Raw genomic sequence first — 12,727 nt, forward strand, 5'->3', positions numbered from 1 at the left:
TGTCAGCCATCGACCGGGCCAATGTCCGCGGCAAGACGCCGCCAGCCACCGGTTCCGTCCTGCGGAGGTCAGCGTGTCGGATTCGCGCCTGTACGCCTTCAACGCCGACCAGCGCCTCGCGCGCGGCGCCCGCGATGGCGGGCCTCGTCCGGCGGCATTCCCGAACAGCTAAGGAGCCGGGCCCGGTCGGGTCCGGCATGTGTGGCGGTCAATCTCGTATCGGAGGGAAGCTCGTGAGAGATGCAAACAGGAGTGCCGCAAGACCGGTCGCGTTCGCGCTTTCGTCGCTGCTCGCATTGATGGGGACGATCCCCGCGGTGCAGGCGCAGACGGTGTCGTGCGCCGCGATACCCGCGTGGACCGCGTCCACCATCTACAACCCCGGCGACAAGCTGGTGTATCAGAACCGCCTGTATCAGGCGAACATCCAGATCTGGAACGCGCCACCGACGCATTGTCCGACGTGTGGCTGGTACACCGACCTCGGCGCATGCGGCACGGGCGGGCAGAACCAGGCGCCGACCGTGACACTCACCTCGCCCGCCAACGGCGCTACCTACAACGCCGGCAGCAGCATCGCCGTCACCGCCAATGCGAGCGACAGCGACGGCACCGTCGCAAGCGTCGAGTTCTTCCGCGGCTCGGTATCGCTCGGCGTCGATACCAGCGCGCCGTACGCGGTGACCTGGAGCAATGCCACCGCCGGCAGCCACAGCTTCACCGCGAAGGCCACCGATAACCAGGGCGCGACGACGACCTCCAGCGCGGCGAACATCACCGTCAACGGAACGCCGCCGACCGACACGACGCCGCCCAGCGTGCCGACGGGCCTGTCGGCGACGGCGCTGTCGTCCAGCAGCATCGCGCTGAGTTGGAACGCCTCCACCGACAATGCCGGCGGCGCGGGCGTGGCGGGCTACGACGTGTATCGCGGCGGCACGCTGATCGCTTCGCCGACGACCACCAGCTACACCAACACCGGGCTGACGGCGAACACCACCTACAGCTACACCGTGCGTGCGCGCGATGCGGCCAGTCCGTCCAACGCGTCCGCGCAGAGCAGCGCGGTGAGCGCGAAGACGCTCGACGGCGGCACCGGCGGCAACAAGCGCGTGATCGGCTACTTCGCGCAGTGGGGCATCTACGCCCGCAACTACCGCGTGAAGAACATCGACACCAGCGGCTCGGCGTCGAAGATCACGCACATCAACTACGCCTTCGGCAACGTGCGCAACAACCGCTGCCAGGTCGGTGTGACGATCCCGACGAACGAAAGCACGGGTGAAGGCGGCGATGCGTTCGCCGACTACACCAAGGCTTTCCAGGCCGGCGAAAGCGTGAGCGGCGCGGCCGACACCTGGGATCAGCCGTTGCGCGGCAACTGGAACCAGCTCAAGCAGCTCAAGGCGAAGTATCCGAACCTGAAGGTGCTGATCTCGCTCGGCGGCTGGACCTGGTCGCGGGGCTTCGCGAGCGCGGCGCGCCCGGAGAACCGCGTGGCGTTCGTGTCCTCGTGCATCGACGCGTACATCCGCGGCAACCTGCCCGTCACCGACGGCGCGGGCGGTGCGGGCGCGGCAGCGGGCGTGTTCGACGGCATCGACCTCGACTGGGAATACCCGTCGGCCTGCGGGCTCACCTGCGGCACGCCGGAGGAAAGCGCCAACTTCACCGCGCTGCTGGCCGAGTTCCGCCGCCAGCTCAACGCGGTGCGCCCGGGCCTGCTGCTGACCATCGCCGCCGGTGCGGGCGTGGACAAGGTGCGCGTCACCGATCCGGCCGCGTACCACCAGTACCTGGATTACATCAACGTGATGACGTACGACTTCCACGGCACGTGGGATGCGCGCACGAACCATCACTCCGCGCTGTTCGATTCGCCCAACGATCCGTCCACGGGCGACCAGAAGCTCTACAACAGCAACGATGCGATGGAGGCCTTCCTCACCCGCGGCGTGCCGGCGTCGAAGCTCAACCTCGGCATCGGCTTCTACGGCCGCGGCTGGACGGGCGTTGCGAACGTCAACAACGGCCTGTACCAGAGCGGTTCGGCGGCGCCGGGCACGTACGAGGCGGGCAACGAGGACTACAAGGTCCTGAAGGATCGCCCCGGCACGATCTACACCGATGCCAACGCGCGCGCGACGTGGAAGTACGACGGCAACACGTTCTGGAGCTACGACACGCCGGCGATGGTCACCGAGAAGATGAGCTACGTGAAGGCGCAGAACCTGGGTGGCGCGTTCTTCTGGGAGTTCAGCGGCGACGACGCGGCCGGCACGCTGGTCAACACGATCAACAACGGGCTGAAGTGATGCGCTGACATCGCAAGGCCACAACCGACTCTCCAGACCCGTCAACGGGTTTTGCCCTCGGCGCCGATCTCACTGGTCGGCGCCTTTTTTATGCGGCCTGTCGTACGACAAGGCGCGCGCTCAACGCAGCGTGTCGAGCATGTAGCCCTCGCCGTGGATCGCCTCCAGCGGCAGGTGCGTGCCGCAGCCATCGGCGACCTTGCGGCGCAGGCGATAGACGAGCGAATCCAGGCGGTGCGAATCGAAGGACGGATCGGCCAGGGCGTCGGCGAGCGCGTCGCGCGTGACCAGCCGCCCCGGCGTGAGCAGCAGGCGTTCGATCACCAGCCGTTCGGCGCGCGTGAGCGGGACCTCGCTGCCATCCGGGCATCGGAGCGACCAGCCGTCGCCGTCAAGTCGCCAGCGCGTCTGCGATTCCGCGTCGTACGAGGTCGATCGATCCATCGGACGGCCCATGGCTTGCAGTGCGTTCGATCCTAGCGAGTGCCGAAATCAGGCCGCATGGGCCAAACGTTGGTGATCCGTGTTCACCCCGCTGGCCGTGTCGAGACGGCAGGCAGCGCCTCATGGTCGTCGCACGCGCTGCGGTATGGTCGGGCACCCCCTCGAATGGAGCCTGTTCATGCGCTCGTCGCTGCTCGCCTGCGCGCTGTCGCTGGTCCTCTCGCCCCACCTCGCCCTCGCCGCCGACGTCCCCTCGTATGGCATGGAACTGGAGGGCTTCGACTATCCGTTCCCGGTGAAGCACCACGCGTTCACCTCGCAGGGCGAGGCGCTGCGGATGGCGTATCTGGATGTCGCGCCGATCACGCCTAACGGCCGCACCGTGGTGTTGCTGCACGGCAAGAACTTCTGCGCGGCGACATGGGAATCGGCGATCCGCGCGCTCACGGGCGCGGGCTATCGCGTCATCGCGCCAGATCAGATCGGCTTCTGCAAGTCGAGCAAGCCCGAGCATTACCAGTACAGCTTCCAGCAGCTCGCTTCGAACACGAACGCGTTGCTGGAATCGCTGGGCATCGAACGCGCCTCCATCGTCGGCCACTCGATGGGCGGCATGCTCGCCACGCGCTACGCGCTGATGTACCCGCAGCGCACCGAGGCGCTGATGCTGGTCAATCCGATCGGCCTGGAAGACTGGAAGGCGCTCGGCGTGCCGTGGGCGAGCGTGGACGCGAACCTCGCGGGCGAGTTGAAGACGAACTTCGAGTCGATCAAGCGTTACCAGCAGCAGGTGTATTACAGCGGGCAGTGGAAGCCCGAGTACGACCGCTGGGTGTCGATGCTTGCCGGCCTCTACGCGGGCCCCGGCAAGCAGCGCATCGCGTGGAACCAGGCGCTGACGACGGATATGGTCTTCACGCAGCCGGTCGTGCATGAGTTCCCGCAGATCCGCGTGCCGACGACGCTCTTCATCGGCCAGCGCGACCGCACCGCCATCGGCCGCGACCGCGCCTCGCCGGAGCTGCGCGAACGACTCGGCGATTACCCGGCGCTGGGCAAACGCGCGGCGAAAGCGATCCCGGGCGCTACGCTGGTGGAATTCGACGACCTCGGCCATTCGCCGCAGGTGGAAGCGCCGGCGCGTTTCGAGAAGGCGTTGCTGGAGGCGTTGGCGCGGACGCGCTGATTCGCGAATTGCTGATGGCTTGAGGGCCTGGATCCCGGCGTTCGCCGGGATGACGGCTTTGATCCCCTCTCCCCTCGGGAGAGGGGTTGGGGTGAGGGTCGGCGCGTGCGATGCGTCTGCGCTTCGGCGGGGTTGCTGCTCTTCGTAAGTGCCGCAAAGCAAGAATGGGGTCCCGCTTTCGCTGCAATGCCGTGGATGTGTTGAACCGCCACCACTGTTGCTGTTGCTGTTGCTGTTGCTGTTGCTATCGAACCGCCTATTCGTTGCTAGCCCCGAAGGGCGCCGCACAGGATGTGCGGCGGTGAGCGCTGAGCCATGGATGGCGAATCGCGAACGCGCCCTTTTGCTTTCCGGTCGTGGGATTGGGTTGGACTTGCACGCACTTTCTACTTTTCTTTGTGCGAGCAAAGAAAAGTGACCCGAGCGCCGCAGGCGATCGGAAGCTTGGCGGGTGATTCTTCTTTGCTTTGCCGGGCTACGGGGAAAGCGTGGAAAGTCCATGGATTCCCGCCTTCGCGGGAATGACGAGCAACGGCAACGGCAACGGCAAGATGGATTCCAGCTTTCGCTGGAATGACGAATGATGTGCTTCACCGGCACGAGGGTGCCCGAGCGTTACGGGCCTGCGTTCCGGCCTTCGCCGGGATGACGGTGAGTTGCAGAACCGTCGAGAGAGTGCCCGAGCGTTACGGGCCTGGGTCCCGGCCTTCGCCGGGATGACGAAATGGCGTGCGGCAAATGACGGGGACTTGGGCACCGTCAGCTTTCTAGCGAGCGACTGCTACGCGACTCACCGCCTCAGCGCACAAACCTCAAGACATCGTCCAGCAGCCCCGCCGCCGTCACCTCGGCGCCCGCGCCCGGCCCCTGGATCACCAGTGGCTGCGTCGAATACCGATCTGACCAGATCGCCACGCGATTGTCGGTGCCGGCGCCGCCGGCGAGCGGGTGATCGGCCGGAAGCGATTCCAGCCCCACGCTAGCGCGGCCGTGCTGCAGCCGCGCGATGAAACGCAGCTTCTCGCCGCGCTTGTAGGCCGACTGGAAACGCTCGCGCAGCGGTGCGTCGAGTGCGGGCAGCGCCGCGTCGAGCGCCTCCTTCGACAGGATCGCCAGCTCCGGCGGCACCAGCGACGCGACTTCGACATCGCCCGCTTCAAGCTCGACGCCCGCGGTGCGCGCGAGGATCAGCAGCTTGCGGCGGACGTCTTCGCCCGACAGATCGTCGCGCGGATCCGGTTCGGTGTAGCCGGCGTCGCGCGCCTGCCGCACCAGCGCGGAGAACGGACGCATGCCGTCGTATTGATTAAACAACCACGCCAGCGAGCCCGAAAGCACGCCGGCAATGGCGTGGATGCGATCGCCACCGTCCTGAAGCTCACGAAGCGATCGCAACAGTGGAAGCCCGGCACCGACCGTCGCGCTGTCGCCATAGCGCGCGTCGCCCGCGCGCGATGCCGCGCGGATCGCGCGCCATCGCGACAGCGACGTGCCCTGCCCGATCTTGCACGCGGTCGCGACGTGGATGCCTTGCGCCAGCCAGTGCGCGTGGCGCTCTGCGACGCTCTCGCTCGCGGTCGCATCGATCACCACGCGAGGTCCCTCTCCGCGCAGCGCCGCATCGACGGCATCGAGCGAACTTCCCTGCGGCGCGAGCGCAAGGCGACGCCGCGCATCGCCCGCGACGAGGCCCGTGCGATCGCCCGCGCAGGCCCTCGAATTGGCTACATGTACCAGCGACACGCGCTCGCCCAGCGGCGAGCCGCGCCAGGATGCGAGCCGCGCCAGCACCGCGCTGCCCACCGTGCCCGTGCCGAGCAGCGCCACGCGCGCCGGTGCGACCTGCGCGGCCGAAGCGCGCGCGACTTCGACCGCGGCGACGCTCATCCTTTGATGCGCTCGGCGACGGCGACAGCCTGTTCCGCGCGTTCCAGCGCGGCGGCGATGTCGGCCACCAGGTCGTCGACATGTTCGATGCCCACCGACACGCGCAGCAAACCGTCGCCGATGCCCGCCGCTTCACGCGCCTCGGGCGACATCGCCGCGTGCGTCATCGTCGCCGGGTGCGCGACCAGGCTTTCAACGCCGCCGAGCGACTCGGCCAGCGTGAAGCACTGCAGGCCGTCGAGGAACGCGCGGACCGCGTCGACGCCGCCATCGAGTTCGACGCTCAGCATGGCGCCGAAACCTTCCTGCTGGCGCGCGGCGATCGCGTGGCCCGGATGCGATTCCAGCCCCGGGTAATGCACCACGCGCACGGCCGGGTGCGCATCGAGCAGCGACACCAGCGCGTGTGTGTTTTCCTGGTGCGCGCGCAGTCGCGCGTCCAGCGTGCGCAGGCCGCGCAGCGTGAGGAACGCATCGAACGGCGAACCCGTCAGGCCCAGCGCGTTCGCCCACCACACCAGCTGCTGGTGCGCTTCGGTTTCGCGCGCGACGACCGCGCCACCGACGACGTCGCTGTGTCCGTTGATGTACTTGGTCGTGGAATGCACGACGTAATCGGCGCCGAACGCGATCGGCTGCTGCAGCGCCGGCGACAGGAAGGTGTTGTCGACCACGGTGACCGCGCCCTTGGCCTTCGCCGCTTCGATCACGAAACGCAGGTCGGTGATGCGCAGCAACGGGTTCGACGGCGTTTCGATCCACACCACCGTCGGATCGCTCGCCAGCGCATCGGTCAGCGCGCGCGGATCGGTGAGATCGGCCGTGATCAGCTCGAACGCGCCCTTCTTCGCCAGCGCGTTGAACAAACGCCAGCTGCCGCCGTAGCCGTCGTGCGGCACGACGAGGCGATCGCCCGGCTTGAGCAGCGCGTGCAGCAGCAGCGTGATCGCACCCATGCCCGTGGCGGTGACCACGCCGCCGGCGCCGCCTTCGAGCTCGGCCAGCGCCTCGCCCAGCAGGTCGCGGGTCGGGTTTCCGCTGCGCGTGTAGTCGTACTGCCGCTTCTCGTTGAAGCCGGCGAAGCTGAAGTTGGACGACAGCACCAGCGGCGGCGTGACGGCGCCGAAGGCGGTGTCGCGATCGATGCCGGCGCGGACGGCGGCGGTACAGCGGTTGCGCGTGGTGCTCATGCCGCCACCTCCAGCACGTCGTCGAGCGCTTCGCAGAGCAGCTCCGCGATCGCGCGCTCCTCCTTCAGGAAGGCGTCGTGGCCATACAGCGAGCGCACCACGCGAAGGCGCGTTTCGCCGCGCAGGCGTTCGACCAGATCGTAGGCGTCCGATACCGGCACCAAGCGGTCTTCGGCGACGGCGACCACGGTGACCGGCAGGCGGATGGCGGTCGGATCCACGTCCTGCAGGTCGATGGATTCGGACAGCCGCAGATAGGCCGTCGGCGAGGTGCGCTGCACGTAGGCGGCACCGCAATGGTCGAGGTAATCCTCCGCGCCCACGCGCACGCGGCCTTCGCTCACCTGCGCCGGCGCGAAGCGCGCAGCGAATTCCTCCGGCGTGCGGTAGCTCAGGATCGCCAGCTGGCGCGCCAGCGCGAGGCCATGCGTTTCATCGCACTGCAATGCGCCCAGCGCGACGGCACGACGCTGCAGCGCGCGCCACGCGCTGGCATAGGGATGCGCGCGGTGCACGCCGCTGATCGCCACGAGCTGCTCCAGGCGCGAACCGTGACGCGCCGCGAACTGCAGGCCGACCATCGCGCCGTACGAGCAGCCGACGAACGCCTGCAGGCGCGATACGTGCAGCACGTCGAGCAGCGCGGCGATGGCGTCGGCCTGGTCGGCCGGATCCAGCGGCGCATCGAGCGAACCGTCGGCGCCGATCCAGTCGAAGGCGATCAGGCAGCGTTCGCGCGGATCCAGCGCCTTGCCGACGCCGATCTGCTGTTCCCACCAGCCGTTCTCCGGGAACGTCGCGCTGGCGGCGAGATGGCGATGCGCCGAGATGCCGCCCGCGACGAACACCGCCGGCAGCGTGCGGTCGCCGAGGATTTCGTAACGCAGCGCGATGCGGCGCGTGCCGGCGTGGCGCAGGTCGAGTTCGACGGTGCATTCGCCGCGCTGCGCGTGGAGCGCATGGGAGAACACGGCGGCATGAACGACGGGATCGAAGGCGTCCGCGCGTTCGGCGGTCGCGGCATCGGAAGCGGCGGCGGAGACGGGGGCGAAGCTCATGGCGGCATCCTTGAAGACATAAGGGCCACCGAGCCTGCGAGTCGCAGTGCACGCCCACGTGGGGCGCGCATCACAACCATCTTTCGACCGGCGCCTGACGCGCCCCGTCGCAGGAGTTGGCACCTTCGCCCGCGCTTGCGCGCTGGGTTGGGTTGCCCCGGCTTCAAAGGGCCTGTCCCTCAGCCGGTCTCGATGGATGGCCGCAGTCTGCCCCTGGCCTTGAGCGGTGTCAATCGCTTCATCCGCATATAGCGATTTATTATGTCCGTCACGTCCCCGGCTCCCCGCGCAAAGGCGGCCCGAATACACTTCGGCTCCATGACCTTCCGCCTTTCGGCCCCCGCCGCCATCGCGATCGCGCTGGCGGCCCTGGCCCCCGCCTGCACCACCACCCGCCCCGTCGCGCCCGCAAGCACGCCCGTGCCCGCCGCGACGCCCGAAGTCCGCACCGTGCCCGAACGCTTCGTCTCGGCCGAAAGCCCGCAGGACGAGCTGGACTCCCTCGCCACCTGGACGACCGAAGACGGCGCGACGTGGCTCATCGCCACCGCCAAGTCCGCGCATCGCCTGGTCGTGTTCGATGCCGATACCGGCCGGCGCCTGCGCGATGTCGGCGGCGAAGGCAGCGAGCCGGGGCAGTTCGACCGTCCCAACGGCATCGCCGTGTACGGCGACTACGTGTTCGTCGTCGAACGCGACAACCACCGCGTGCAGGTGCTGTCGCTGCCGGACTTCGCGCCGGTCGGCACGTTCGGCACTAAGGAACTGCGCAGCCCGTACGGCATCTGGCTTACCGAGACGGAACCGGGTGAGCTGGAGATCTACGTCACCGACAGCTTCATGTACGGCAAGAAGTTCGACGAGGTACCGCCGCTGGCCGAACTCGACCAGCGCGTGCGCCGCTACCGCGTGCAGTTCGACCAGGCCGGCCGCCTGCGTGCGACGTATGCGGGTTCGTTCGGCGACACCTCGCAGGAGGCCGCGCTGCGCATGGTCGAATCCATCGCCGGCGATCCGGGAAACGACCGCCTGCTGATCGCCGACGAGGACCGTCGCCACGAATCCACGCTGCGCGAGTACAGCTTCAGCGGCAAGTACACCGGCCGTAGCCTGCCGGAGAAAAGCTTCGGCGCCGAGGCCGAAGGCGTCGCGCTATGGAGCTGCGCCGATGGCGGCGGTTACTGGATTGCCGTAGACCAGCTCGCGCCGCTGACGATCTTCCATCTGTTCGATCGCGCCACGCTCGCGCCGCGCGGCAGTTTCGAGGGCGAGACCACCGCGCATACCGACGGCGTCGCGCTGCATGCGGCGTCCACGCTCGCGTTCCCGAACGGCGCGCTGTTCGCGGTGCACGACGACAAGTCGGTGTCGGCTTTCGACCTGGCGGAAGTCGCGCGTGTGCTGCAGCTCTCGCCCGGCTGCGCGCAGTAACGCGATGCCCCGCGCGCCCCGCCCTGCGGTCTGGATCCTCGGCAGCGTCGCGCTGCTGGCGGCGTTCGGCGCGGGCGCGGCCAAGGTGTATCGCTGGACCGACCGCGCCGGCATCACGCATTACGGCGACCATGTGCCGGACGTCGCGCCTTCGCAGATGAAGGATGCGCTGAAGGTGATCCCGGTCGAGGGCGAGCCCAGCGCGATCGCGCGGCTGCGCATCGAGAACGACGGCGATCGTTTCCTCGCCTTCGCCGACAACCGCCTGTCCGGCCCGGTGCAGGTGCAGCTGGATTTCAGCCGCAGCGACAACGTGATCGGCAACCCGGTGCTGCCTGCGCGCGCGACTGTGGCGCCGCAGGGCAGCGCGCTGGTCGCGGTGCTCAGCTCGGCCGATCCGGATCGCGGTTTCGATTTCGAACTGCAGATGGACAGCCTGCCGGGCGATCCGTCGGCGCGCCCGCGCGATGTCGAGTACCTGTTGCCGTTGCAGCAGGCGCAGTTCCGCATCGACCAGGGCTATGGCGGCCATTTCAGCCATCGCGACGAACAGAACCGTTATGCGGTGGATTTCGCCGCCGACATCGGCACGCCCGTCCTCGCCGCGCGCGATGGCGTCGTGATGCAGGTGGAGTCGGACTTCGACAAGGCGGGCCTGAACCTGGAGCGTTTCGGCGGCCGCGCCAACTTCGTGCGCATCCTGCACGAGGACGGCACGATGACGCTGTACGCGCACCTCAAGGCCGAAGGCGCGCTGGTGCGCGTGGGCCAGCGCGTGCGCGCAGGCCAGCAGATCGGGCTGTCGGGCAACACCGGTTTCACCACCGGCCCGCATCTGCACTTCGCGGTGCAGGTCAATCGCGGGATGAAGCTGGAGTCGATCCCGTTCCGCATGACCGGCCCGCAAGGCCCCCTGCGAATTGCCGGGGGGTGAGACCGCGCGCTTGCGAACCACTGGTTCGCGCGCGGTCGAACGCCCGACCACGGAGGGTCGGGCCGGGCGTTCCGAAGCCGGTCGCGTGACGCCATGGATGGCAGCCGTGTCCCTTTCGAAGACGGTGCCCGCGGCACTGCCGCGCGGCCTGCCGAACGCCCGACCACGGAGGGTCGGGCCGGGCGTTCCGAAGCCGGTCGCGTGACGCCATGGATGGCAGCCGTGTCCCTTTCGAAGACGGTGCCCGCGGCACTGCCGCGCGGCCTGCCGCATGCCCGATTACCTTGATACACCGTCATCCCGGCGAAAGCCGGGATCCAGGCCCGTAGCGCGTGGGTCCTCCTTAGCGGCGAACCGCATCACCGTCGCTCAGCGAAAGCTGGAATCCATCTTTCTTCTGCATGTGGAGCACCAAGCAACAGCGCAGTGCTGCGCGACAAGGTTCGTTCGCCGCTACGGCTTCGTTGCCCCTCACCCCAACCCCTCTCCCGATGGGAGAGGGGCTCAAGCCCGCGGGATTCCAGCGAATGATGGAATCCATCTTCCTTCTGCGTGTGGAGCACCGAGCAACAGCGCAGCGCTGTGCGGCACCGTTCGTTCACCACTACGGCTTCGTTGCCCCTCACCCCAACCCCTCTCCCGAGGGGAGAGGGGCTAAGACGCTCGTCATTCCAGCGAAAGCTGGAATCCATTTTTCTTCTGCGTGCGAAGCACCGAGCAACAGCGCAGCGCTGTGCGGCAAGGTTCGTTCACCGCCAGGGCTTCGTTACCCCTCACCCCAACCCCTCTCCCGGTCGGAGAGGGGCTTGAAGCGCGCCTCGTCATTCCAGCGGAACGTGGACTCACTTATCCCGCGCGACCGCTACGCGTCGCAAGCGCGCAGAAACAAAAAAGGGCGCGTCACCGACGCGCCCCTTCGCAAAACACTTCGAACCGAACCGCTTACGCGGCCTGCGCCGCCGACGGCTCCACCAGATCGCGCCATTGCGGCAGGCGGTCGAGGACATTGACGCCTCGCAGGTAACCCTCGTCCACCGGCGCACCGGCGACCAGCGACGAGGCCACGTGCACGGCACCGGCGACCCAGAAGCCGCTCGCCTTCAGGCGACCCGGGCGGTGCTGGAACGCGACGCCTTCGACGATCGGCATCGGCAGTCCCCACAGGCCCAGCAGGTACGCACCGGCTTCGGCGTAGTGCGGGCCGCTCGAACCTTCCGAACCGTCGGACACGCCCGGCAGCAGCTTGCCGACTTCCGCCAGCAGGCCGGCGGTCGCGGCCAGTTCGGCGCTCGGGCCCGCGAGCAGGCGACGCGCCAGGCGCGAGGTCCGCAGCGCGCGGTCCTGGATCGCCTCGCGTTCCTTCCCGGCCAGCTGGTTCGGGCCGAAGGCCTCGCTGGCCAGCACCAGGCGCAGCAGCTGCTGATGGCCCAGTCGCGTGACCGCAGCGCGGATGTCGGTGATTTCGCGACCGCCGGAGAAGTACGCCGAATTGCACAGGCGCAGCACCTTGGCGACGATCGCCGGGTCCTGCGACAGCATCTGCGCGATGGCCGCGTTGCTCGCATCCGGATCGCGCAGCAGGCGCGAGAGTTCCAGGTACAGGCGCGGCGGCGGCGGCAGCGAGCCGACGCGGCCCACGGCCTGCTTGAGTTCCTCGCTGCCCAGCACGTTGCGCAGTTCGGCCACGCTGTCGATGGCCTCGATCAACTCGCCGGCATCCAGCGGTCGCGACAGCAGCCGGTGCGCGCAATCCAGGCCCTGCATGCTGCCGCTGTCCTCGTCCGGATCCAGCAGCAGGATGCGCACCGCCTGCGGGTGCAGCGCCGCCACCTGGCTCAGCAGGACCGGACCCGGCACGACGCCCAGGCGCAGGCCGCAGATGAAGACGTCGACCGGCTCGCCCGACGACAGTGCCGCATCGGGTTCGGCCAGCCACTGCACATTCCAGCCCAGATCGAAATAACTCAGCGACTCCTCGAATTCGCCGGCGCGGCCGGCGTCCTCACCCACGATCACGATGCGCACTGCAACCCCCGGAAATACGGAATGCGAATATCCATGACGGGTAGCGGCACGCATAGGCCGGGCTTTAGGAACTGCTGAACGGGGATGTTCTGAATTGGGAGCGGGCGCACACTTTCGGTCCAACCCATCCGGCATCGAGCCCGATGCTCGGCGGTCGAGCAATTCGCTCCGACCGTCGAGCCGTTTGCCCGGGACGCCGAGTTCGAGGCCCGGATCGCCGAGCTCTCAACTCCAAACACCGAGCCCGGAGCTCGGTC

9 protein-coding genes and 1 riboswitch are annotated in these 12,727 nt (G+C 68.2%); of the genes, 4 read left to right on the top strand and 5 right to left on the bottom strand.

Features of this window, described 5'->3' with window-relative positions; all coding sequences use genetic code 11:
• Positions 1 to 218 precede the first annotated feature (218 nt).
• A complete protein-coding gene (locus tag ABIE51_RS16165; protein WP_325050570.1) occupies positions 219 to 2,315 on the top strand; it encodes a glycosyl hydrolase family 18 protein in 2,097 nt (698 codons plus the stop codon).
• A gap of 120 nt (positions 2,316 to 2,435) precedes the next feature.
• Here ABIE51_RS16165 and ABIE51_RS16170 read toward each other — a convergent pair whose 3' ends face one another.
• Complete coding sequence (locus tag ABIE51_RS16170) at positions 2,436 to 2,759, bottom strand: helix-turn-helix domain-containing protein (protein WP_192631463.1); 324 nt, start codon at positions 2,757 to 2,759, stop codon at positions 2,436 to 2,438.
• A 178-nt stretch (positions 2,760 to 2,937) separates the two neighbouring features.
• Between ABIE51_RS16170 and ABIE51_RS16175 the strand changes: the two genes are divergently transcribed.
• Positions 2,938 to 3,945: an alpha/beta fold hydrolase gene (locus ABIE51_RS16175; RefSeq protein ID WP_192631464.1), complete on the top strand. Its 1,008-nt coding sequence runs from the start codon at positions 2,938 to 2,940 to the stop codon at positions 3,943 to 3,945.
• A 798-nt stretch (positions 3,946 to 4,743) separates the two neighbouring features.
• On the opposite strand, the gene ABIE51_RS16180 is transcribed toward ABIE51_RS16175, so the two are convergent.
• The 3 genes from ABIE51_RS16180 to metX are packed head-to-tail and all read right to left on the bottom strand — an operon-like array spanning position 4,744 to position 8,080.
• Complete coding sequence (locus ABIE51_RS16180; protein WP_192631465.1) at positions 4,744 to 5,832, bottom strand: homoserine dehydrogenase family protein; 1,089 nt, start codon at positions 5,830 to 5,832, stop codon at positions 4,744 to 4,746.
• Complete coding sequence (locus ABIE51_RS16185; RefSeq protein WP_192631466.1) at positions 5,829 to 7,022, bottom strand: O-succinylhomoserine (thiol)-lyase; 1,194 nt, start codon at positions 7,020 to 7,022, stop codon at positions 5,829 to 5,831. The genes ABIE51_RS16180 and ABIE51_RS16185 overlap by 4 nt, the downstream gene beginning before the upstream one ends.
• Positions 7,019 to 8,080, bottom strand: a complete 1,062-nt coding sequence (gene metX, locus ABIE51_RS16190) for a homoserine O-succinyltransferase MetX (protein ID WP_192631467.1) — start codon at positions 8,078 to 8,080, stop codon at positions 7,019 to 7,021. Before metX ends, ABIE51_RS16185 begins: the two co-directional genes overlap by 4 nt.
• A 73-nt stretch (positions 8,081 to 8,153) precedes the next feature.
• A riboswitch (SAM riboswitch) is annotated at positions 8,154 to 8,279 on the bottom strand.
• 119 nt (positions 8,280 to 8,398) lie between these two features.
• On the opposite strand from metX, the gene ABIE51_RS16195 reads away from it, so the two are divergent.
• Both ABIE51_RS16195 and ABIE51_RS16200 read left to right on the top strand, forming a co-directional pair.
• Positions 8,399 to 9,511, top strand: a complete 1,113-nt coding sequence (locus tag ABIE51_RS16195) for a phytase (RefSeq protein WP_192631468.1) — start codon at positions 8,399 to 8,401, stop codon at positions 9,509 to 9,511.
• A 4-nt stretch (positions 9,512 to 9,515) separates the two neighbouring features.
• Positions 9,516 to 10,445, top strand: coding sequence for a peptidoglycan DD-metalloendopeptidase family protein (locus tag ABIE51_RS16200; protein WP_192631469.1), 930 nt, complete (start codon positions 9,516 to 9,518; stop codon positions 10,443 to 10,445).
• 942 nt (positions 10,446 to 11,387) lie between these two features.
• Here the strand turns inward: ABIE51_RS16200 and ABIE51_RS16205 are convergent.
• On the bottom strand, positions 11,388 to 12,470 hold the full coding sequence (locus tag ABIE51_RS16205; protein WP_233433597.1) for an HDOD domain-containing protein: 1,083 nt from the start codon (positions 12,468 to 12,470) through the stop codon (positions 11,388 to 11,390).
• Between the last annotated feature and the right edge of the window lie 257 nt (positions 12,471 to 12,727).

The sequence above is a fragment of the Lysobacter sp. OAE881 genome (assembly GCF_040546665.1).
GTDB lineage: Bacteria > Pseudomonadota > Gammaproteobacteria > Xanthomonadales > Xanthomonadaceae > Lysobacter_J > Lysobacter_J soli.